This is a genomic window from Candidatus Protofrankia californiensis, from assembly GCF_900634765.1.
GTDB lineage: Bacteria > Actinomycetota > Actinomycetes > Frankiales > Frankiaceae > Protofrankia > Protofrankia californiensis.
In genome coordinates this window covers 4,296-26,426 of sequence record NZ_CAAAFT010000301.1, presented here as the reverse complement: position 1 = coordinate 26,426, position 22,131 = coordinate 4,296, and the positions used below count along the sequence as shown (strand labels likewise).

Annotated in this window: 16 protein-coding genes and 1 CRISPR repeat array; of the genes, 4 read left to right on the top strand and 12 right to left on the bottom strand. The window is 67.3% G+C overall.

Annotated features, from left to right (window positions below):
* Window positions 1–256: 256 nt before the first annotated feature.
* Window positions 257–3,852: direct repeats of the CRISPR family, unit length 30 nt; unit sequence GTTTCAATCCCTCGTAGGGGCGATGAGGAC.
* Window positions 3,853–3,963: 111 nt separating this feature from the next.
* The 11 genes from cas2 to DD1DGNOD_RS30540 all read right to left on the bottom strand — a co-directional run bounded on the left by cas2 (window position 3,964) and on the right by DD1DGNOD_RS30540 (window position 18,012).
* Entirely contained in the window at window positions 3,964–4,227 is a 264-nt protein-coding gene (cas2, locus tag DD1DGNOD_RS16190) for a CRISPR-associated endonuclease Cas2 (protein WP_131766343.1), read from the bottom strand.
* Between the two features lie 3 nt (window positions 4,228–4,230).
* Window positions 4,231–5,211, bottom strand: a complete 981-nt coding sequence (gene cas1b / locus DD1DGNOD_RS16185) for a type I-B CRISPR-associated endonuclease Cas1b (RefSeq protein WP_131766344.1) — start codon at window positions 5,209–5,211, stop codon at window positions 4,231–4,233.
* A gap of 4 nt (window positions 5,212–5,215) precedes the next feature.
* On the bottom strand, window positions 5,216–5,710 hold the full coding sequence (locus tag DD1DGNOD_RS16180; RefSeq protein WP_131766345.1) for a CRISPR-associated protein Cas4: 495 nt from the start codon (window positions 5,708–5,710) through the stop codon (window positions 5,216–5,218).
* A complete protein-coding gene (locus DD1DGNOD_RS16175; protein ID WP_206443220.1) occupies window positions 5,710–8,337 on the bottom strand; it encodes a CRISPR-associated endonuclease Cas3'' in 2,628 nt (875 codons plus the stop codon). The genes DD1DGNOD_RS16180 and DD1DGNOD_RS16175 overlap by 1 nt, the downstream gene beginning before the upstream one ends.
* Window positions 8,334–9,056, bottom strand: a complete 723-nt coding sequence (gene cas5 / locus DD1DGNOD_RS16170; RefSeq protein WP_131766346.1) for a CRISPR-associated protein Cas5 — start codon at window positions 9,054–9,056, stop codon at window positions 8,334–8,336. Before cas5 ends, DD1DGNOD_RS16175 begins: the two co-directional genes overlap by 4 nt.
* Window positions 9,053–10,084, bottom strand: a complete 1,032-nt coding sequence (gene cas7i / locus DD1DGNOD_RS16165) for a type I-B CRISPR-associated protein Cas7/Cst2/DevR (protein WP_131766347.1) — start codon at window positions 10,082–10,084, stop codon at window positions 9,053–9,055. The genes cas5 and cas7i overlap by 4 nt, the downstream gene beginning before the upstream one ends.
* On the bottom strand, window positions 10,081–11,541 hold the full coding sequence (locus tag DD1DGNOD_RS16160; protein WP_131766348.1) for a hypothetical protein: 1,461 nt from the start codon (window positions 11,539–11,541) through the stop codon (window positions 10,081–10,083). The genes cas7i and DD1DGNOD_RS16160 overlap by 4 nt, the downstream gene beginning before the upstream one ends.
* The gene (locus DD1DGNOD_RS16155; protein WP_131766349.1) at window positions 11,538–12,266 is read right to left on the bottom strand and encodes a CRISPR-associated endoribonuclease Cas6; all 729 of its coding nucleotides are present in this window, start codon (window positions 12,264–12,266) and stop codon (window positions 11,538–11,540) included. Before DD1DGNOD_RS16155 ends, DD1DGNOD_RS16160 begins: the two co-directional genes overlap by 4 nt.
* Window positions 12,267–12,898: 632 nt before the next feature.
* On the bottom strand, window positions 12,899–15,415 hold the full coding sequence (gene treY / locus DD1DGNOD_RS16150; protein ID WP_131770487.1) for a malto-oligosyltrehalose synthase: 2,517 nt from the start codon (window positions 15,413–15,415) through the stop codon (window positions 12,899–12,901).
* Window positions 15,405–17,639 (bottom strand): glycogen debranching protein GlgX, encoded by a 2,235-nt coding sequence (gene glgX / locus DD1DGNOD_RS16145; protein WP_131770490.1) that lies wholly within the window; start codon window positions 17,637–17,639, stop codon window positions 15,405–15,407. The genes treY and glgX overlap by 11 nt, the downstream gene beginning before the upstream one ends.
* Before the next feature lie 247 nt (window positions 17,640–17,886).
* Window positions 17,887–18,012, bottom strand: coding sequence for a hypothetical protein (locus DD1DGNOD_RS30540; protein ID WP_283234709.1), 126 nt, complete (start codon window positions 18,010–18,012; stop codon window positions 17,887–17,889).
* Window positions 18,013–18,328: 316 nt separating this feature from the next.
* Between DD1DGNOD_RS30540 and DD1DGNOD_RS16135 the strand changes: the two genes are divergently transcribed.
* Together DD1DGNOD_RS16135 and DD1DGNOD_RS16130 are read left to right on the top strand one after the other, a co-directional pair.
* Window positions 18,329–18,859, top strand: coding sequence for a DUF3145 domain-containing protein (locus DD1DGNOD_RS16135; RefSeq protein ID WP_131766351.1), 531 nt, complete (start codon window positions 18,329–18,331; stop codon window positions 18,857–18,859).
* Between the two features lie 346 nt (window positions 18,860–19,205).
* Window positions 19,206–19,499 carry a DUF4193 family protein gene (locus DD1DGNOD_RS16130; protein ID WP_131766352.1) on the top strand — a complete coding sequence of 98 codons (294 nt, stop codon included), beginning with the start codon at window positions 19,206–19,208 and terminating at the stop codon, window positions 19,497–19,499.
* 162 nt (window positions 19,500–19,661) lie between these two features.
* Here DD1DGNOD_RS16130 and DD1DGNOD_RS16125 read toward each other — a convergent pair whose 3' ends face one another.
* Window positions 19,662–20,252, bottom strand: a complete 591-nt coding sequence (locus tag DD1DGNOD_RS16125; protein WP_131766353.1) for an isochorismatase family protein — start codon at window positions 20,250–20,252, stop codon at window positions 19,662–19,664.
* Between the two features lie 183 nt (window positions 20,253–20,435).
* On the opposite strand from DD1DGNOD_RS16125, the gene DD1DGNOD_RS16120 reads away from it, so the two are divergent.
* Complete coding sequence (locus DD1DGNOD_RS16120; protein ID WP_131770486.1) at window positions 20,436–21,299, top strand: DUF3097 domain-containing protein; 864 nt, start codon at window positions 20,436–20,438, stop codon at window positions 21,297–21,299.
* A 74-nt stretch (window positions 21,300–21,373) separates the two neighbouring features.
* Window positions 21,374–22,131: N-acetylmuramoyl-L-alanine amidase (locus tag DD1DGNOD_RS16115; RefSeq protein ID WP_241255765.1), on the top strand; the 758-nt coding region annotated here is incomplete at its 3' end.

The window sequence follows — 22,131 nt, the reverse complement described above, 5'->3', positions numbered from 1 at the left end:
CCCGGCTCGCCCAGGGTTGCACCGGCCAGCACGCCCTGGTCGAGGTGGAACCGCTCGGTACGGACGCCCCACCCGTCCGCGTATTCGAGCCCCCGGAGATGGTCGACACACCGGCCGCCCCCTGACCCGATTTCCGGCCGGGCTTCCTTCAAGCGCCGACGCGCCACTCACACACCCATCGACAAGACCAAGAAAGAAAGGAAAAACGATGGAGGCAGCGCTGCAGGCGCAGGCCGCCAGCATCGACACCAAGGTGGTTTCAATCCCTCGTAGGGGCGATGAGGAGCAGCAGCTGGACCACCAGCAAACGGCGGTCCTTCGCCAAGTTTCAATCCCTCTTAGGGGCGATGAGGACCGGTCGACTCGTCTGTTCCTGCGTTCGTCGTCATCGTGTTTCAATCCCTCGTAGGGGCGATGAGGATACCGCTGGACGCTGACTCCCAACGGCGGCCTGGTGATCTAGTTTCAATCCCTCGTAGGGGCGATGAGGACCGCCCGTGCCCACGTGCTCTTGCCGCTGCCGGGCAGGAGTTTCAATCCCTCGTAGGGGTGATGAGGACCCGAGCAGGGCGCTCGGCTACTCCGAATGCCTGCTCACGTTTCAATCCCTCGTAGGGGCGATGAGGACGTGTCGGCACCGAAGGCCGCACCGACGCCTACCGCGCGTTTCAATCCCTCGTAGGGGCGATGAGGACACTCGGGGTGGTCGGTGAGCGGCCGATAGATGCGCTGTTTCAATCCCTCGTAAGGGCGATGAGGACCCCGGTGATCAGCCGGTGCGCTAACGCGGACTTGCGTTTCAATCCCTCGTAGGGGCGATGAGGACCGACCACATGTGCGGAGTCCGCGCTTACTGGTTGTCGTTTCAATCCCTTGTAGGGGCGATGAGGACGCCGGACGAGGCCACGCCGCGGCTGGACGCCGCCGTGTTTCAATCCCTCGTAGGGGCGATGAGGACCGCACGGACGCCCGCGGTTTCACAGTCCACGGCGAGACGTTTCAATCCCTCGTAGGGGCGATGAGGACGTGGGCCTCAGATCCGTTGCGCCGGCTAGCACGACTGTTTCAATCCCTCGTAGGGGCGATGAGGACCCGTATGACCAATGACCCGCTCGTGGCGGCGGCCCGGTTTCAATCCCTCGTAGGGGCGATGAGGACCGTAGGTGTCGAAATGTTCGCGGCAGGATTGTGGGGTTTCAATCCCTCGTAGGGGCGATGAGGACCGAGCTGCCGTCCGCGCCCGAGGAAGTGCCACCCGCGTTTCAATCCCTCGTAGGGGCGATGAGGACCGCCAACTAATGGCCCACTACGCTTGTAGTGAATGCGTTTCAATCCCTCGTAGGGGCGATGAGGACCGCTACCGCCGCGGCGGACAGCGCGTGTGGAGCGTCGCGTTTCAATCCCTCGTAGGGGCGATGAGGACTTCAGGATCTTGTTACTGAACAGTTCCTGGCATTCGTGTTTCAATCCCTCGTAGGGGCGATGAGGACTACAGCAACCCGACCTGCACCGTCGTAGAGGTCAAGTTTCAATCCCTCGTAGGGGCGATGAGGACCCGGTGAGCTCGACGAAGCCACCGTCCGCCAGCACCTGTTTCAATCCCTCGTAGGGGCGATGAGGACACCGGCATCACATGCGCTGGGAACCGGACAACCCGTTTCAATCCCTCGTAGGGGCGATGAGGACCTCCTGACGGGGACACCAATCCCTAATTGGGCTCGTTTCAATCCCTCGTAGGGGCGATGAGGACCTCCGGCTGGATCATGCGACCGAACAGGGCGACAGCGTTTCAATCCCTCGTAGGGGCGATGAGGACGTGTCTGCAAATCGCTTGGACGTTATTCTTTAATATAGTTTCAATCCCTCGTAGGGGCGATGAGGACCTCGGCATGGGGCAGCCGGAACAGCTGCTCGGTGCGCGTTTCAATCCCTCGTAGGGGCGATGAGGACCCGGAGTGGAATGCCGCAAGGACGCCGGCGTGGTGGAGTTTCAATCCCTCGTAGGGGCGATGAGGACCAGGCGGTGGCCTGGGAGCGGCATGGCTGGACACAGTTTCAATCCCTCGTAGGGGCGATGAGGACGCGCGGGCCTGCCAGGGGCGGAGCGGACGGGACACGTTTCAATCCCTCGTAGGGGCGATGAGGACCCTGGTTTCGTCGATGTTCTTGTGCACGCGCACATGTTTCAATCCCTCGTAGGGGCGATGAGGACTCGCGGTCACGGATGCGATGGTCCAGGCCGCGATGTTTCAATCCCTCGTAGGGGCGATGAGGACCCGAGATCGGGACCTACGACCGCCAGAGCCGCAAGTCGTTTCAATCCCTCGTAGGGGCGATGAGGACCAGGCCATCGAGACGCACAACGCCACTCACGGCACGTTTCAATCCCTCGTAGGGGCGATGAGGACCACGCCGTTCCTTCTCGGCCGGTTCGGGCCGCTCACGTTTCAATCCCTCGTAGGGGCGATGAGGACAGGGCCGGCTGTGCCTGGTCGTGTCGCGGGACGCAGTGCGGTTTCAATCCCTCGTAGGGGCGATGAGGACCGTCGTGTTCCGGGACCTGGCACGGATTTACGCCGGTTTCAATCCCTCGTAGGGGCGATGAGGACGAGCGCATGGTCCCCGGCGGGCACCTCGACACCACGTTTCAATCCCTCGTAGGGGCGATGAGGACTCGCCGAGCTGGAGGCCGGTACGCGCGAGTCGGTCGCGTTTCAATCCCTCGTAGGGGCGATGAGGACGCGGGGCACTGCCGCTGCGGCCCTACCAGCGGGAGGGTTTCAATCCCTCGTAGGGGCGATGAGGACGTCAGACGGGCGAGCGCGACCGCATGAACGACCTGTTTCAATCCCTCGTAGGGGCGATGAGGACCTGCGTCCGCAGCTTCGGCCTGCGCCCGGACATCCAGTTTCAATCCCTCGTAGGGGCGATGAGGACTGGAGCGCTATGTGGACGCGCTCATGGGGAGCGAGTTTCAATCCCTCGTAGGGGCGATGAGGACGGCACGCTCCCAGAGATCCGTCGCTCGTAGCCACGTTTCAATCCCTCGTAGGGGCGATGAGGACCCACGCCGCAGTTGGCGGGTAGATTCGCGTCGCCCGGTTTCAATCCCTCGTAGGGGCGATGAGGACGCCGGGCCAGCCGGTTCGCCGGTCGGGTGCCAGCCGGTTTCAATCCCTCGTAGGGGCGATGAGGACGGCCGGCGGCGTCCATGGCAACGGCAACGCTGGTCGGTTTCAATCCCTCGTAGGGGCGATGAGGACCGCCACCCTGGTGGACGCTCCGACTCCGCAGCAGGTGTTTCAATCCCTCGTAGGGGCGATGAGGACACCCGCGCCAGCGTCGAGGCGTACAAGACGGCCCGGTTTCAATCCCTCGTAGGGGCGATGAGGACTTCACAGCTCGGCTCCTCCGGCCTGCTCGTGCGCGGGTTTCAATCCCTCGTAGGGGCGATGAGGACTGGCCACGCCGAGCAGCAGCATGGCCAGCCCCGGGTCGTTTCAATCCCTCGTAGGGGCGATGAGGACGCCCCCCTTGGGTGAGGCGCGTAATGCCTACACGTGTTTCAATCCCTCGTAGGGGCGATGAGGACCACCCACGCCCACTCCGACCGGAGGCGACCCGACACGTTTCAATCCCTCGTAGGGGCGATGAGGACGTGGAGCTGCCGGTGAGCGCCTTGTTGAGTCCGTGTTTCAATCCCTCGTAGGGGCGATGAGGACGCCGAGACAACCTCGGCAAGCCGATACCGCTGGTGTTTCAATCCCTCGTAGGGGCGATGAGGACGTATCCCGTGGCGGAGTCCGGGTGCAGGGTGCAATCGTTTCAATCCCTCGTAGGGGCGATGAGGACCCGAGTATAAACGCCCAGGTCGGACGGCGTGTCGAGGCCCCGGTGAGGGGTCGGATTGCAGCGAACCTCCGGTCGAACATCACCACGCGGGGGTCCGCTGCAAACACATGATCAAAGTATGTCAGTTGGGGCCGCCCATCCGGCGCCCAGGCTCTCCCGGACGACGTCCGCACCGGGCGGGAGGGTGTAGACGAGGACGTGATCGTACGAGTGGTCGATCACGGCTTCGATACGCCGCCGGAAGCGGAGGAGCTGCGCGGGGCTGAGGTTACCTTCGAACACGCTCCGTTGCACGTGGTGGAGGTACTGGCGGCAGGTCTTGAGGACTTTGCTGTTGCGTTCCGCTGCGGTGTCGTAGACGACGATCACATACATGGGTCACCACCAGATCCGGAACGGCTGGTAGCGCTCGCCCTCGAGACAGGTGCGGGTGAGTTTCAGCGCCTCGAGGTAGAGCAGCTCGTCGTAGGCGACCGGACGGCCGAGCGTGCGGTGCTTCACCGTCGTCGCCAGCTCGTCGCGAACGGTCTGGATGACGAACCGCCGCCCGGCCTCGGTGAGCATGGTGTTCCCGACATCGGCGTCGAAATGAGTCGTGGTCAACTGGCCACGGCCGGCGAGACGCAGCAGCAGGCGCTCGGCGAACAGGGGCTTGAACACCTCGGCGAGGTCGAGCGCGAGGGAGTGGCGTTGGCGTTCCATCGAGCTGTGCAGGAAGGCGATCCCGCTGTGCAGGGGAGTGAGCCGGATCGCGGTCAGGACCCGGGCGTAGACGACACCGTTGACATAGCTGATGAACGCGTTCCCCGCGTTGGCGGGTGGGCGGCGGCTGCGGCCGTCGAGTTGCAGCCAGTCCGGCAGCTTGGTGTCGATCACACCCCAGGCGGTCCGGCGGAAGTTGCCTTCGGCGGCCATGAGCTGGGCGGTTGAGTCGGCGGCGGCAGCACCGGCTTCCAGTGTCTCGAACGGCTTTTTCAACACGGCCCGGTCGATGACACGGCGGACGTTGAATGCCGTCGCGCACACCAGCGACCGCGCGATGGCCATGGCGGTCCGCGGAGTCGTGGCCGCGCGTGCCTGCGCAAGGACGGTCTGGCCGGACGTGTGTGCCTCGGCTGGGAGGACCGATCCGGCGTAGTCGCCATAGTAGCTGAGCAGATGCACGGCGATGCGATGCTGGTTGAGCAGCGTCATCACTGCGGTGTTGATGTCCACCGGGGAGCAGGCCACGATGTCGCGTACGTCGGTGACGGGCACGTGGACCTTTGTCCCGTCGTCTCGTTCGATGATGAGAGTCGAGTCCTTCCGGCGGATCCGGCAGGGGGTCGTCAGCCAGTAGGTGCGGGCTGCTTCGGGCATGGGGTCAGTCCGTCCAGCAGTAGTCGATGTAGCTGCATCCGGCGCAGCGTGGCCGGTCGAGCCGGTCCGGCGGATCGGATCGCTCGACAATGTCGAGCACGGCTGCGATGTCGCCCATGGCGCGTGCCCGCTGCTCGTCGTCGAACGGGATACGGATGGTGCGCCGGGTCGGCCGGTAGTGCAGGACGGCGCCGCGGGCCTCGACACCGACGTCGATCAGCCGGAGGCAGTAGTGCAGGGCCTGCGCCTCGTCGGCCGCGGTCGGCCGGCGTGATGATTTGACCTCGTGCACCCACAGGTCGCCGTCGAGATGGTCCAGTTTGGCCGCGCCGAGGTCGACGGGCCGGAACCGGTCGTAGGAGACCTCGTGCACCGCCTCCCCGAGACGGACCCGTTCACTGAGATGCTCCGGCCGGACCCCACGGGCATACAGCCAGAGCTGCCGGTGGCAGTGGTGCAGGTACTTGACGTGGACGCCCCCGACGTCGGTGCGCTCCATCAGATCAGCTCACCAGGCTGGTAGCGGTCCGCCGGCCGGCCGCGGACGGCGGTCAGCCCCCGCCGCGCGTCGTAGTCGCCGTCAATGACGAAGACGCCGAGCTGCCGGTCCCACCTCGCCAGCTTCCCCGCGTAGTAAGGAAGCGGGATGAGCAGGTCCGCGGCGAGCAGACGGCCCTGCGCTCCGGTGGTTGTGGCGGCCAGCAGGCCGGCGTATTCGTCCACGTCTGACGCCAGGATCGCCTCGGTGCCGTCGAACATCTCATCGAAGGCGTCGGTGAGGTGGGAGCGGTCGTCGAACGGCCGGGTAAAGGTGAGGAAGCTGCGGGTGAAGGCATCCTGGTGGTGGGTGACCTCGCTCACCCAGCGCCGACCCCACTCGGAGTCGAAGATGCCGTCCAGCCAGCCCACCAATGACGCCTCGCTCACGCTCTCACCGTCGTGTGCGGTCAGCACCTGCCAGGCTGCTTCGGCCGGTTCCTGTTCGTAGACGCCGTCCGCGTACAGCTCGGTCGTACCGCTGCCGCTGTTGCTGCCGCCGCGTCGCGCGCGCATCTCGGCCTGGCACACGACGACGTCCGCCGGCGGACGGGCTCCGCTCCGGTTGACCCGGCCGAACCGCTGGATCAGCGCGTCCAGTGGAGCGCAGGAGGTGAAGATCACATCGAAGTCGATGTCCAACGAGACCTCGACCACCTGGGTGGCGACGACCAACCCCGGTTGCCGTGTCTCCGCCGAGGTTCCCGATCGGTAACGATTGATGATCGTTCCCTCGATCGTGGCGCGGTCACGGCGCCTGAACCGGGAGTGCAGCAGGCAGGCAGCCCGCATCCCGGCCGGTTCGCCGTCCGCCTTCACATCCGGATCATCGTCTGGACAGGCGTTCTGATCGCCGTCCGGACAGTCGTCCGAAGGTGGAGCATGAAGGGGCGGAGCATACGGCGACAACGCCTCGAACAGGCCCTGGGCGTCGGCCACGTTGTTCGCCACCACGAGGACGGATTCCCCCGCCGCCAACCTGGAGAAGATCATATTCTGGACGGCCGGATCGGTGAGGTGCGCTTGGACCGTCCGGATCCGGTGCCGGCTGGGAGCGTCGCCGTGGCTTGCCTCCACCAGGGCTACCGAGGCCACCGGGGATGCGGTGTTCCCCGCGTTCTCGAGGCTGGTCCGGACCAGTTTGACCAGTGGGGTCGGCAGGGTCGCCGACAGCACACCGATGCGGCTACCGAGCCGCGTCCACAGACCGAATGCGGCGAGAATGAACCCGAGCCTGCGCGCGTCGTAGGCGTGCAGCTCGTCCAGGACGAACACCGAGTTGGCGCTGTCGAGCAGGATGCTGCTGTGCGTCGGGCCGGCGAGTGCACCGCGCAGCAACTGGTAGGGCGTGCCGACCCGGACCGTCTCGCGGAACAGCCGCGTCGCGCCCGCACGGGCGAGCGCCTTCGCCGCGGCCGTGCCTGCACCGGTGTGGCCGTCAGCGTTGTCGTCCTCGGCATCGTCGTCCGCCCCGCACAACGACCGGGACAGGTAGTAGGACGCGGCCCGCGAGTGACTGACCCCGATCAGGGTTTCGTCCCCGATGTCGTGTTCCGCAAGGCGTGCGGTCATCGCGTTGATCGAGGCCAGGTACGGCAGCGTGTAGAAAACCCGGGGCACCCCACCACGGGCCGTACCGATCGCGGTGACCTGCCGGGACGCCCACAGCAGCCCGGCCTCGGTCTTCCCGCTGCCCGTCCATGCCCGCAGGATCAGATGCCCGTCGACCAGGGCTGCCTCTTTCTGATGCGGGTGCAGCACCCGGCTGGATCCGGCCAGCCGGACGGCAAGCCGTTCGGGATATCCGGAGTCGAACGGCTGCCGGGTGTGCAGGCAGCCGTGCGCGCTGGACAGATGGTCGGCCATGGTCACCGCCCCCTGCACCAGCACAGCCGCCAGCCCGCGGTCGGGATCGACGGGTTCATCCCATTGGTCGAACAGCTCGAACAGCAGCCGGTGCGCGCCCGTGACCAGCGCGTCACCGTCGAATGGAATCCCGTCGAACGACACCGGGGGTGGTGTGACGCCGATCTCCGGCACGTCGGTGGTGGCGACGCCGTGTTCCCGGGCGTGAGCGGCCAGCCATTGCAGCAGTGCCGAGGCGAGGTCGCCGTCGACAGCGCCGATCTTCTTGGCGAGGCCGTTCGGGGATGCTCGATGCTCGCGGTAGAGACGCCGCAGGGACTCCCTGCTGTCGGGGCCGCCTCGCAGTGCCCGGTGATGGGTGGCGACCCCGAGCGCCACCCAGGCGAGGTCCGGGCGCGCGCCGAAGAGCAGCGGCAGGAAGCCCAGCGAGACGACTTCGTGACGCTGGCCCCATGTCCGTGACCGTCCCTGAAGCATCTGCTGGAATCCGGTGGCCACCTTCCCGGCGTCGTGGGTCAGCGCGGCAGCGGCAACCGTGCCCCACAGGGACGGTTCGATGTCCGGCGGCAGGCCGTGCAGGCGGCCGATTCGCCGTTCGATCTCCCGGGCAGCACGCAGGGTCGCAGCTGAATGGTCCGTCAGCGACTCCGGGTGGTTGCCATGGCCGCCCCGGCCGCTCTTGGCCAGCACCGTGGCCAGCACTGTATGCAGCGGGTTGGTCATGTGATTTCCGGGGCTTCGGCATGGTCGGGATGCGTCGGCGGCAGGAGCACGACGCCTTGGCCATCGGCTGTCGACAGACCGTCGGAGAGCAAAGGGCCTGCCAGCGTCGCGGTGTCCCGCCGGGCGGGCCGGAAGCGGTAGCGCCCCCACCGGGTGCGGGACCGGTCGCGGCTGATCGCGGTCGGGAGCTGGAGCAGTGAGCCGAACGTGCTCGTGGTGGCGGGCACGACGGCCGCCCGCTGCCGTCCGGGCACGGCCCGCAGTTCAACCGTTGCCATGTCGATCCCGACCAGGTCCTGGCTACGCCCCAACCGCAACGGCCACACCGGACGCCGCAACCGTGACAGCCACAGCTCGATGTCGTCCAGGAGCCACAGCGTCAGCCTGATGTCACTGAGGAACTCGCGGTCCCTGGGAATCGGCTGGGTTGCCCTGCCCCGGGCATCCAGCGGATGGAAGGTCTCCAGGTCGGTCCCTTCACCCGCGGCCGTGAACGCCATGGCGAAACGCATTGCCGGGTCGACGTCGTCCCAGCCGCCGGCGGCTGCCCCGAGCAGGCCACCGACGGTCGACGGCGGCGGGCACGGCAGACACACCTGCGCTGTGGCATACAGCGGGTTACGGAAGGACGCCACCCGGGTGGTGAACGACACCTCCAGCGCCGTGATCGTGCTGTCCCGGTCGGCCAGTACGCCGACCGGGACCGCAGGGAGTGTCATGCCTTCCGGTCCTCGAACCATGCGTCGTGGACGCCGTTCTCGATCTCGTCCGCGAGCCGGCCGAACAGCACCCGGGGATGGTCGAGCAGGACCAGGCCGTCGGCGATCTCCGCGGCGAGGTCGGTGTGGACGGTCTCCCGCTGGCTCCCGAGGAAACCCGGTGACCAGCCGAGGCGGACCGGACCGTCCAGTTCGTCGCGCCAGGCGGCGATCTCCTCCCGCAGGACCTGGCTGCTGAACGAGGTGCGGCCGTCCCGGAGGGCCAGCATCCGGGTGAACGGGTTGACACCCCCTCGGACCGCGCCGAGCAGGATCAGCGCCGGCGTCCGGTCACCGTAGTGCAGCGCCTGTTTCGCGCCGCCCCGGACGGCTGTGAGGGTGCGCAGCAGCACAGCGGCGCGGCGGCGGCGTTCGGCAAGGGGAAGCTGCAGCGCGCTGAAACCCCGGAAGGAGATCTGCTCCGCGCCGGCCGAGGCGGCCTCCTTCGCCGCGTCCGCGGTGAGCGCGATCCGCAGCCCGGAGCCGTCCGTTTCGAAGGTACCGATGCGAGGCAGGTCCAGCAGGACGTCCCCGGCCAGCTCCGCGCTGTACAGCTCGTGCTCGTGGATCACCGGATTCTCGCCGGCGTCGAAGCCACGGCTCATCGTCCCGAAGTCCTTGGCCAGGCCCTTCTGCGGGACGACCGCGACCAGGGTGCCGGTGGCGAAGACGGTGTCGCGCTGGCAGGTACCGCCGCCCTTGACCGCGACCATGTAGCCGAACAGGTCGTCGTCGAGGTAGCGGTCGGGACGCCCCTCGGTGTACGCCTGCTGCTTGGCGCCGCTGCCCTTACGGGTGACCGCGGAGCGCTCCTCCGTCGCGGGCATCGAGTCGCGCACCCACCGCCGGAATGCCTGGGCTGACACATAGGGATGGACGTCGCGCCCCACCCAGAGCTTCTTGACGACACCGACGTTGTCCTCGCCGCGGCCGTTGTTCGGTGCCCCGGCGTCGACGTCGAGGGCGATCTTTCCGACCAGGAATGTCATCGATTGATTCCTGCACTTTCGTTCTCGTCGTGGTCGGCGAAAGCCGTCTCGTCGCTGTCTTTGATCTCCTGGGCTACCGCGGCGCCATCGACGGGACGCCACCCCCGGTTGTCCAGTTCCTCCAGCACGGCGATGAGAAGCAGCCGCTGGTAGTCCCACCCCTGGCCATCGCGGTCGAACAGCAACCTGAACTGGGCCGTGCTGACCATCGGCCCCGCATCCGGCGTGGGCGGCTTCAGCGTCCAGGCCACCGCCTCCCGCTCCAGCCAGCTCCGTAGCTTCCCGGACTGGCGATGCGCCACCTGGTACTTCTTCAACGCCGACGCGGTCGGCTCACTGCCCACCACCGTGGCGACATTGCGGGCCAGCCGGCGTATCGACTTGACATCCTCGTCGTTCATCCCCATCACCTCTGTCGCAAAGGAAAAACACAACTGGATGAGCCGCCGGTGCGGCTCGTCCAGCGTCGCCACCGAATGTTCACCCACGAAGGACGTGAGAACATGAAGGATCCGTTTCGGGCCATGAAAAGCGTCCCGGGCCAGCAGGGGCCGGCCGGGCATTTTCGGCCGGGTGTACGCCGCTTCCATCGCCCTGAGATCGTTCGTCCTGGCGAGATTACGTCGCAGCCACTCGGCCAGTGGCTGCTCCATGCCGTGGATGTGCAGCGGATCGGGGCTCGGAACGTTGTAGTTGGTGAAGACGAACAGCTCGATACCCTCGTGCACGTCGTCCTCGTAGCAGCGGAGACGTTCGAGCGCTTCGACCTCGGCCGCGTATCCGCCGCTCTTGGAGACCGGTTTGCCCAGGGTAATGTGCTGGTCGTTCCGGTCGACCTGCTCGGTTGTGATCTTGGCTAGGAACCGGTCGTCCCAGCTGTGCACGGCGGAACTCTGTCCGCCGGTCAACCGGCAGCCGTAGGGCAGGGCGTGGAAGCAGCACACGCACGGCCAGCACAGAGCCAGACTGGCGTGTCCGCGAGGAGTGCTGTTGCGGGTGTTCTCGCTTTCGGCCAGTGGTACGTCCACCTTGGCGAAGTAGCCGACGGCGTCCCGACCGCACAGGACGCACGAGCGACCCGGCCAGCGGTTGCGATCCGGCACGGTACGCCAGGCGACGACCTGATCAATGATCTCCTGTCGGCCGCGACTTGCCCGTGATGGATGGTTCATCTTGGAGTTGGGAAAGAAGGAACCGCTCGCCTTCAGCCAGAATGCCCCCTCTGCCGTGGTGGACGGCAGCACCGCGGCGCGCACCGCGTCGTCGGCCATTCGCCGTACGGCGGCGTCGAACGCATCGGCTGTCACGTCCCCTGGCTCGCGGCAGCCGGCGAGTGCGGTGAGAGCGAACGCACCGACCCGTTGCAGCGGATGCGCGGTGAGCACCATACGCCGCTGGGCCTCAGTTTCCTCCGTTTCGGTGGTCTCGACCCTCCTCGTTTCGGCCGGCGTGGTCACGCCGACACCCATCCGAAGCCCCCCGATGTCGCCTGGCCGAGGCCCCATGACCACAGCGCGCCCAGGGTTTCGGGCGCACCACGCAACCGGACCTCGACCTGCGCTCCGGCCTTCTTCCCTTTTCCGGTGTCGAAGCTGCGTTTCGCCCCGGCCCAGGTGATCTGTTCGAGGGTGACGTCCGGGTCGACGCCGATCGTCTCGGCCTTGTGTTGCAGGCTCTGCGCGAAGTAGCCGGCGAACTCCGGCTCCCACGGCAGTAGGAATGCCTGCCGGGTTGTGCGAACTCCGTCCGGACCACGGCCGGAGCCCTTCATCACGACTGGAGTGACCGTCCGTAGGGTGGCTGTACCGTCAGCGAAGGCTGGCGGGTCGACGATGTCGACGCCCTCGACGCGCAGCGCCACGCCACCCCAGTCGATCATCGGAGTTGTGGTGAGGATCTTCGCCCATGCCTCCACCACCACGTGCAGCGGGCTGCCCAGCTCGAGATAGCCGTAGCCACCCACCGCGTAATGGCCCTTGACCCGTCTGGCCTGCGGAAACGTAGGCGGACCAAAGCCGAACGGCGCCATCCGGTGGGTACCCCACCCCTCGCCGTGTATACGGCCTGCTACTTTTGGTTCCACCTTCTGCAGCAATGAGTAACAGAACCCGCGCCCGGGAAGCTGGACGTTCCGCCACTCAAGCTCGCGTGCTGTCGTTCGGATCGACACCCGCAGCCGCACGATCTACCTCCCCCGAATGAGTGCGTCTCGTTGAGCAGGGTGACCGGCGCGGTCTGCACTGCCCCAGTCGCCCTCGGGAGGCATCCTGCACCGTCCCCAATCACTTCTGACGGACGGGTCGGGTCAACTTGGACGTCGAAGATCGTCAACGTCCGATCAGGCAGGCTAGAAGATCCCTCGAAGGGTCGATGAGAACAAGGCATGGGAAGCGATCAATTCCGATCAACCCACGAACCCCGTTTGAATCCCTCAGCAGCAAGTCGCCGAAAGGGTGAATGAGAACTAGCCGAGCAGCTTGCCCAGAAAGAACCCGATGCCAAGAAGCGCCACCGCCGCCCCGGAGAAGCGGAACGCCACCTGGAAGGCGCGACTCTCCACTTTGATCGAAATTCCGTGCTGACTGCCCATGTCATGCCCCCCTTGGCTGGTGGGGGCTACCGGTCTGTGATCCGCAGGTCTGCCCACCGTGGGTGTGACCGTACCGGAAGGGGAGGTCCTTCTCAAGCCACGTACCCCCGATATTTCCGGCCAGACCGCGTACCCCGATATGCCAACCCGCGGGCAGAATGATCAAAATCTCGCCGGCATCGCCGGGCGGCCGGCCGCGTAGCGGGCGGGAAGGGACTGTCGGGTTACTGGGTGCGGACGAGGAGGCTGACGGGGAAGTCGCGTAGTAGGCGCAGGACGTAGGCGACGCCGCCGTCGTGCCGGCGGCCGGTGAACAGGTCCGTCCAGCGGCCCTCGGGCAGCGGGAGGGTGGTGTCCCGCCAGCCACCGCCCCGGCGCAGCCCCAGCACCAGGCGCGGCGCCACAGCCACCACCGACCCCGAGCGGGTGAACGCGACCACGTGGTCGGCTGCCGAACCGGACGCCCACAGCGGCCGGTAGGAGGCCTGCGTGCCGAACCACTGCGGGTGTTCCCGGCGCAGGCGTAAGGCGCGGGCGACGACGAGCAGTTTCGCCGCTCCGGTGTCGTCGAGCGGCGGTGGCCTGCGCGTTGCGGGTTCGGGGCCGAGCTCGGTCAGGAGCTTCGCCCGCTCGCCGAAGTTGACCGGCCGTCGGTTGTCCGGGTCGACCAGGGAGGCGTCCCACAGCTCCTGGCCCTGGTAGACGTCGGGCACGCCGGGGGAGACGAGTTGGAGCAGCTTCTGGGTCAGGGAGTTCTGGCGTCCGAGCTCCACCAGGGTCGCGACGTAGGTTTCCAGCGTCGTGACGTAGTCCCGGTCGTCGAGGACCGCGTCAATGTAGTTTGCCAGCGCCGACTCGTATCCGGGGTTCGGGTCGGTCCACGACGTGTGGATCTTTGCTTCACGGGCGGCCTTGAGCATGTACTGCCGGGTCCGCTCGGCCGGCAGCGGCCACGCACCGACCAGGGTCTGGGCCAGCAGGTAGCTCGTCCCCCGGTCCGGCCAGCCGTGTTCGGTGTCGGTGTGCCGCTCGCCGAGGGTGATCAGGCGCCGTACTATCTCACCCCAGCCGTCGGGGTCCTCGGTCAGCACGGCGAGCCTGGCGCGCACGTCCTCGGACCTTTTGGTGTCATGCGTCGACAGGGTGGTCATCGTCAGCGGCCAGGTCCGCTGGATGGTGCTGTTGGCCTCGTGGAACTCGTGTACCGCGCTGTGCGGATGCCCGGCGGGGAAGCCCGGGAAGACCCCGGGGGAGCCGCCGACCTCGTTCAGGGCGATCATCCGGCCGTACCGGTAGAAGGCGGTGTCCTCGACACCCTTGGCCATGACGGGCCCGGCGGTCTGCTGGAAGCGGACGACGAACTCGGGCGGGCCGGTTAGGGCCAGATCCTCGATGAGGTCGATCTCGCCCGCGCGCAGGGGCAGCGATTCCCGGGCGTGTTCGCACGCCCTGACGATGTGCCCTCGGGCCTCCAGGGTTGCCGCGGCGCCCGGCCGGACGTAGGCGCGGTAGACCGGGAAGGCGGCCAGCACCTCACCGAGGGCCTCGTGCAGGCCGACGCGGGTGAGGTCCGCGCGCCGCCGCCGGGCCTCGACCAGCGCGAGGGCGGTGAGCCTGTCCAGGTCGGGATGCAGGGCGCCGGCAAGCACGTCGAGTTTGGCCCTGCGGCCGACCGCGGTGAAGTCGGCCGCGGCGCCGGTCACCTCGGTGTAGAGGGTGGTGAAGGACCTGGCCGCGGCCGGGTCGATGAACAGCCGGGTGAGCCGGTTCAGCGCGTCGTAGCCGGTCGTGCCGGCACATGCCCAGGTGTCGGGCAGCGTCTCGCCGGGTTCCAGGATCTTCTCCACGACCGTCCATGCGCCTTCGGTGGCCTCGGACAGCCGGCGCAGATACTCCTCGGGGTCGGCGAGGCCGTCCGGGTGGTCGATCCGCAGGCCGTCGATCGCGCCGGCACGGATCTGGTCGAGGATCAGGCGGTGTGTGGCGGCGAAGACGTCCGGGTCCTCCTGGCGCAGACCGGCGAGGGTGGTGATGTCGAAGAAGCGCCGGTAGTTCAGCTCGGTGCCCGCGACCCGCCAGAAGCACAGTCGGTAGTGCTGACGTTCGAGCGTGGCGGCCACGTCGTCGGGGTCGACGGTTCCGTCTGCGACGGGCAGTAAGTGGTCGTGGTAGACGACCACCCATGCGTCGTCCTCGTCGGTCGCCAGCCGGATGTCGCCGCGGGCGAGGCAGGTACCTAAAGCGTCCCCGAGAATCGGAATGACGATCTTTCCGGGATTTTCCGGGGAGTTCCAGTCGATGTCGAACCAGGACGCGTACGGGGACTCGGCGCCCTCGCGCAGCACCGACCACCAGGCCGCGTTGGCCGACTCGGGCGCGGCCACCGCCATGTGGTTGGGAACCAGGTCCACCACCAGCCCGAGGCCCGCCTTGCGGCACGCGGTCACCAGCCGCCGGAACCCGGCCTGCCCGCCGAGCTCGGGGTTGATCTGGTCGTGGCTGACCACGTCGTAGCCGTGGGTCGAGCCGTCGACCGCCTCCAGGATGGGTGAGCAGTACAGATGGGTGACACCGAGCGCGGCCAGGTACGGCACGATGACGGCCGCGTCGGTGAAGGAGAACTCCATGCTCAGCTGCAGCCGGTAGGTCGAGGTGGGGACGGTCCGGGTGGGCTCGCTGCCGGCACCGAGCCCACCCGGACCGTCGGCGACGCCGGCACCGCCCCGCGGATCAGTCGGCACAGCGCAGCACAAGTGTCGAGCGGGCGTCGGTCTCGATCGGGTCGTCGGCTTTCATGATCCGGCCGGTCAGGCGCGGGTCGGACCGGGGGCTCTCGCCGGTTTCCCCGGTCTCTCCGGCATTGACGACCGCCGGCTCCGCCGAGGCGGGTGCGCGGGTGTCAACGACGATTTCCCAACTGGTGCCGAAGTTCTCCGTGGGGAGGCGAAAGCTCAGCGGTTCGAAGTGGGCGTTGAAGAAGAGCAGGAAGGACTGGTCGGCGACGTTCTCGCCGCGTTGGTTGGGGTCGGGGATGCCATGCCCGTTGAGGAACATCCCGAAGGAGCGGGCCGGGCCGAACTCCCAGTCGGCATCCGACATCTCGGTGCCGTCCGGTCGTAGCCAGACGATGTCCTTGAGGGCCTGCCCGCCGTCGGAGCCGCCCTCGGGCTTGCCGTCAGGGCCGCCCGCGGCACTGTCCGAGCCGTGAATCGGGTCACCCCGGAAGAACCTCCGGCGGCGGAACACCGGATGTTCCCTGCGCAGGGAACAGACGAGCGCGGTGAACTCCACAAGGTCTGCGTTGCGTTCCGCCAGGGACCAGTCCAGCCAGGAGGTTTCGTTGTCCTGGCAGTACCCGTTGTTGTTGCCTCGCTGGGTGTGCCCCATCTCGTCGCCGGCAAGGAGCATGGGGACACCCTGGGACAGGAAGAGGGTGGTAAGGAAGTTCCTGATCTGGGTCCTGCGCAGCGCGAGCACCTCAGGATCGTCCGTCGGTCCTTCCGCGCCGCAGTTCCACGACCGGTTGTCGTCCGACCCGTCCCGGCTGTCCTCGCCGTTGTCCTCGTTGTGCTTGCTGTTGTACGAGACCAGGTCGTTCAGGGTGAACCCGTCGTGGGCGGTGACGAAGTTGATGGACGCCGACGGCCGGCGTCCATCGGACTCGTAGAGATCGCTCGAGCCGGTCAGCCGGGAGGCGAACTCGGCGATGCCCTCGTCCTGGCCGCGCCAGAAATCCCGCACGGTGTCACGGTACTTGCCGTTCCACTCGGTCCACAGCGGCGGGAAGTTGCCGACCTGGTACCCGCCGGCGCCGAGGTCCCACGGCTCGGCGATCAGCTTGACCTGCGAGACCACCGGATCCTGCTGGACCAGATCGAAGAAGGACGACAGCCGGTCGACCTCGTAGAACTCCCGTGCCAGGGTCGCGGCCAGGTCGAACCGGAATCCGTCGACGTGCATATCGGTCACCCAGTAACGCAGCGAGTCCATGATGAGCTGGAGGACGTGCGGGTGGCGCACCCGCATGCTGTTTCCGGTACCGGTGTAGTCCATGTAGTAACGCGGGTCGTCCTCGATGAGCCGGTAGTAGGCGGCGTTGTCGATGCCGCGGAAACACAGCACCGGACCCATGTGGTTGCCCTCGGCCGTGTGGTTGTACACGACGTCGAGGATCACCTCGATGCCGGCGTCGTGCAGGTCCTTCACCATCAGCTTGAACTCCTGGACCTGCTGGCCCGCGCGGGTGGTGACCGCATAGGCATTGTGCGGGGCCAGGAACGCCAGTGAGTTGTAACCCCAGTAGTTGCGCAGCCCACGACGGACCAGGTGCTCGTCCTGCACGAACTGGTGGACGGGCATGAGCTCCACAGCGGTCACGCCGAGTTTATGGTAATGGTCGACCATCACCGGATGCGCCACACCGGCGTAGGTGCCCCGGTACTCCGGCGGAAGCCCGGGGTGGGCGATCGTCAGACCGCGGACATGCGCCTCGTAGATGACCGTCTCGTTGTACGGGGTGCGCGGCGGGCGGTCGCCGTTCCAGTCGAAGAACGGGCTGATGACCACCGACTTCATCACCCGGGACGCGGAATCCTCGGTGTTCATGCTGTCGGGGTCGCCGAAGTTGTAGCCGAAGACCGACTGGTCCCAGTCGATCTCGCCGTCGACCGCCTTCGCATACGGGTCCAGAAGAAGCTTGGACGGATTGCACCGCAGCCCCTTGGCGGGTTCGTGGGGGCCGTGGATCCGATACCCGTATCGCTGGCCGGGGCCGATGCTCGGCAGGAAGCCGTGGTAGACGAAGGCGTCGGCTTCCTTCAACTCGACCCGGGTCTCGGTGTTGTCCTCGTCGAACAGGCACAGCTCGACCTTCTCGGCAACCTCGGAGAAGATCGCGAAATTGGTGCCGGTGCCATCGTAGGTGGCACCGAGCGGATAGGGGCTGCCTGGCCAGACTTGCAACATACGCACGGAGCCTACGGGGTTGGGGAAGCATCGACGACCGGTGCGGGCACGGATGAACGCCGACGGGTCGGGTGACTCCGGGTTGATGGATTCCGGTTGCTTCGGATCGATCGTCTCGGTGACCTGGGAGTCGGGTGCGGGAAAAGACATGATCGCGCTGCTTTTGGCCCTCGGCGACCCCGGGACCTGGCCCTCCGGCAGCGCGAAAGAAGCATGATCGCGATGCCTTTGGCCGGTGGGGCGGCGGCTACGGGTGGACTGACTCGAGCACACCGTCAGGCGGCTGCGTGCGCAACCCGCCGTCCGCGTTGTTGATCACAAATTGTTGATCACCATCCGTGCTGTGGACGATGTTCACCAAGTGGGTACTCATGGTCCCCGTGGTGGACCTCGCCGACCTGTCCGGTACGAGCTCGGCCCTGGCACCTGCGCCGGGCACCTCGGCGCGGCCCAGGTGCTTCGGCACGGGCCCCCGTGGCCCTCGGGCGTGGCTGCTGGGAGGGCGGGGACAGCCGCTGCCTGTCATGAATCGTCCAGCTATCAAATGATGAATCGGATCTGTCAGACGGGGGTGGGTATGGCAGCTGTAGGCGGCCCATGGCACCATCGGTACCGCATGGCACGGACGATCGTGAGACGAGATCGCAGGGGAAGGCGTAACTCGTTGACGGAGGTCCTGCGTGGTTGCAATGTCATCAACACGTGATCTTGTTTCGGGTTCGGTGTCCTTCAGGGTCCCCGGCATGCTCGCCGTTCTGGCCTGCCCGCCGCCGCTCTGCCCGCACCTGGAGTTTGCCGTGTCCGCCGTGCTCTCCTCGCCGGTGTCCCTGACCTGGACCGAGCAGCCCAGCTCTCCGGGGTCGTTCTACGCGGGCCTGGAGTGGCGTGCCCCCTGCGGGACAGCCGGCCGGCTGGCGGGGCAGCTGCGCCGCCTCGGCCCGGTTTCCTTCGACGTGGTCGAAGGGCCCTCGCCGGGCTGCGATTCGGAGCGCTACTCCCACACCCCCGAACTCGGCCTGCACCGCGCGTCGATCGCCGCGAACGGGGACGTGGTCGTGGGGGAGGCGGCCCTGCGCGCCCTCATCGACCGGGGAGAAGGACGCGAGACCCTTGCCAGGGGCCTGCACCGCCTTCTCGGCACCGCGTGGGACGATGTCCTGGAGCCGCTGCGCCAGGGAGCCCACGGGGCACCCGTCACCTGGCTGCGACGGACCGGCTGACCGGCGCGGACCGGCTGGCTGACCGGGGCTGGATCGGCTTGACCGCGCGGGCCGGCGGGCTGGCTCACTGGTGGTCTTCTGGTGGCCTTGCGTCCGGGCGTCCAGAGGCGGGGACGTCCGGGCTGGGTCACCCTGCTCCTGGTGAGTTGCCGGAGGACCTGTGGACCGCCAGGCACTCCGGCCGGCGCCTGGCTGCCGGCATCCGGTGACACCTGGAACGCAGGAGCGCAGCGGGTGTGGTGAAGGCCACATCTGTTCGGGATCGTCCGGGCGGGCACATACCTCACCGGTCGTGCGTTGTGGGTGGGGCACGAGGAGCGCACTTAATATTCATGGGAGTATTTCAGTGGCCACCGATTACGACACCCCCCGAACCAGCGATGCCGAGGAGGTCTCCGAGCAGAGTCTGGAGGCGCTCAAGGCACGACGGGCGGATGCGGCGGCTGACCTCGGGGACGATGTCGACCCGTTCGAGGCCGAGCTCGACCTGTCCGGCGCGGACCTGTCCGGAGAGGAACTCACGATCCGGGTACTGCCACGGCAGGCAGACGAGTTCACCTGCAAGAGCTGTTTCCTGGTCCACCACCGCAGCCAACTCGCTGACAGCCGGCGGATGATCTGCGCGGACTGCGCGGCGTAGCGGCGTAGGACTGGCCGGTGGATCGGCGGCGGCGTCGGAGGCAGGCGCCGGGTATCCGGATGCCGGTCTCCGCCGCAGCGAAGAGCGTGACAAGCCCGTCCGGACGAGCCTGCCCTGATGGAAACGACCGGCCGCGACCGTTGGTACGACCATCAGGCAGGTTCAGGTGAGTACCGTGACCCCCGCCTCCCGCATCTGCGCGACGGCCCGATCGTCGTCTCCGGGCCGGAGGGTGACGAAGCGGGTCAGGGCGAGGGGGACCACCACATCGAAGCCCAGCGCCCGGCCGTCCAGCGCCGTCGCTTTCACGCAGTGGTCCCCGGCGAGGCCGACCACGACGATCGTGCGGATCCCATGGGTGGCGAGGACGTCGACCAGTCCGGTTGCCTGATCGGTGTCGGTGAGCGGGTCCCGCACGGTGAATCCGGAATAGCCGTCCTCACCGCCTGTTCCCTTACGCACGATCGTCCCGTCGACCCGCAGGGCCGGATGCAGCTGCGCGCCGACGGTCTCCCGCACGCAGTGCGGCGGCCATATGCCACCGCTGGTGGAGAAGTGCGCAGTGGTCGGTGGATGCCAGTCCTGCGTGTAGACAACCGGTGAACCCGCTGCCACGGCCCGTTCGATCTCGTCGTTGACAGCCGGGACGATATCCTCGCCGCCGGCCACGTACAGGCTTCCGGTCGGCGAGGCGAAGTCGTTCTGAATGTCGATCACCAGGAGCGCGACGCCCGGCCCGTATCCGTCGGTCATGGGTCGATTCTGCCCACCTCACGCCTGCCGAGGAGTTCAGGGCTCTTGCCGAGGAACCCGGACTCCATCCGGTTGGATGCCGGATCCGCGCGGTACGTGTGCCGCGTGCGCCCGTGATGTCCGCATCTGCACCGATTGAAAGCTGATGCGAAGTTGTCGTACTTCCCTACTACAGTAGTTCGGGTGCGCAGCAGAGACTACGGGCCTGACGTGCTGGCGCAGGGCAGACGCGTCCGGCCCGCCTCGCCGCCGACGGTCGAGGCCGAGCCCGACCTGGTTGTCGAGGACGCCGCGACCGGCTTCTGCGGGGCGGTGGTCGAGGTCGAGGCGGGCGGGGTCGTGCTGGAGGATCGTCACGGCCGACGCCGGGCCTTCCCGCTCGTCACGGGAGCATTCCTACTGGACGGGCGGACGGTGACGCTGATCCGGCCGCAGCGCTCGGTGCCGGCGGCCCCGGCCCGCACGGCGTCCGGGTCCATTGCCGTGCGCGGGCAGCCGGCCCGGGTCGCGCGGGCGAGCCGGATCTACGTGGAAGGGCTGCACGACGCCGCGCTCGTCGAACGCGTCTGGGGTGACGACCTTCGGGTGGAGGGGGTGGTCGTGGAAAGCCTCGACGGTGTCGACGACCTGCCCGCGCTGGTCGCCTCCTTCCGGCCCGGGCCGCGGCGCCGTCTCGGTGTGCTCGTCGACCACCTGGTTGCCGGTTCCAAGGAGAGCCGCATCGCCGCGTCCGTGACGTCGCCGTACGTACTCGTTACCGGGCATCCGTATGTGGACATCTGGCAGGCGGTCAAGCCCGCGTCCGTGGGGATCGCGGCCTGGCCGCAGGTGCCCCGGGACCAGCCGTGGAAGGAGGGCGTGTGCCGTGCGCTGGGAGTCGCCGAACCCGCCGACATGTGGCGCCGGGTTCTCAGCAGTGTGCATTCCTATACTGACATCGAGGTCGGTCTGCTCGGCGCGGTCGAACGCCTCATCGACTTTGTCACAGCACCGGTAGGTGACGGCGATGACGAAAGCGGCGGGGAATACGAAAGCGGCAGGGAATGAGGCCTGATTCCGCCGCGGGTGTCCCCTCGTCCGAGGCGGGACAACGGTAGATGTCGGTTCGGTGGAGAGCGCTCATGTCGGCCTTCGTTGTTGTTGCGCTGGTCGCGATCGTGGCCTTTGCGGTCCATGCGGTGCGCTCCGATCCGTCCCGGCTGGCCGAGGGTCCGGTCGCGGCCGCGGCCGGACCGACGCCGTCGTCCCGGCCGGACTCTCTGCGCGGACGCACCGTCCTTCTCGACCCCGGCCACAACGGGGGTAACGCGAAGGCGTCCGCGATGATCGGTCGCAAGGTTCTCGCCGGTGGTATCGAGAAGGAATGCGACACGGTCGGTTCGCAGACCAACGCCGGATATCCCGAACATGCGTTCACTTTCGACGTGGTCAACCGGGCGGCCGTGCTGCTGCGTGGACGGGGTGCCACCGTTGTCCTGACCAGGGCGGACGACAACGGAGTCGGTCCGTGCATTGACGAGCGGGCCCGTATCGGCAACGACGCGCACGCGGATGCCGCCGTGTCCGTGCACGCCGACGGCGGGCCGGCAAACGGTACCGGATTCCATGTCATCGCTCCGAGTCTGAGCCCGGACGGCGGCAACGCCGCGATTCTTGCTCCGTCAGCTCAGCTCGCGGACGCGGTGGGTGCCTCTTTCGAGCAGAACACCGGCGAAGCGCGGGCCGATTACATCGCGCACGCGGGCCTGTCGTTTCGTACGGACCTGGGCGGCTTGAACCTCTCCCGGATCCCCAAGGTATTCATCGAATGCGCCAACATGCGCAATCCCATCGACGCCACGCGGGTCTCCGACGCCGCGTGGCGTCGATGGGATTGCGC

Coding starts and splice junctions, on each gene's coding strand:
- DD1DGNOD_RS30540 (WP_283234709.1), bottom strand. CDS start 18,012: ATGAGTACCCACTTGGTGAACATCGTCCACAGCACGGATGGTGATCAA.
- cas7i (WP_131766347.1), bottom strand. CDS start 10,084: ATGACATTCCTGGTCGGAAAGATCGCCCTCGACGTCGACGCCGGGGCA.
- DD1DGNOD_RS16180 (WP_131766345.1), bottom strand. CDS start 5,710: ATGGAGCGCACCGACGTCGGGGGCGTCCACGTCAAGTACCTGCACCAC.
- DD1DGNOD_RS16175 (WP_206443220.1), bottom strand. CDS start 8,337: ATGACCAACCCGCTGCATACAGTGCTGGCCACGGTGCTGGCCAAGAGC.
- cas1b (WP_131766344.1), bottom strand. CDS start 5,211: ATGCCCGAAGCAGCCCGCACCTACTGGCTGACGACCCCCTGCCGGATC.
- glgX (WP_131770490.1), bottom strand. CDS start 17,639: ATGTTGCAAGTCTGGCCAGGCAGCCCCTATCCGCTCGGTGCCACCTAC.
- DD1DGNOD_RS16125 (WP_131766353.1), bottom strand. CDS start 20,252: ATGACCGACGGATACGGGCCGGGCGTCGCGCTCCTGGTGATCGACATT.
- cas5 (WP_131766346.1), bottom strand. CDS start 9,056: ATGACACTCCCTGCGGTCCCGGTCGGCGTACTGGCCGACCGGGACAGC.
- cas2 (WP_131766343.1), bottom strand. CDS start 4,227: ATGTATGTGATCGTCGTCTACGACACCGCAGCGGAACGCAACAGCAAA.
- DD1DGNOD_RS16135 (WP_131766351.1), top strand. CDS start 18,329: ATGTCATCAACACGTGATCTTGTTTCGGGTTCGGTGTCCTTCAGGGTC.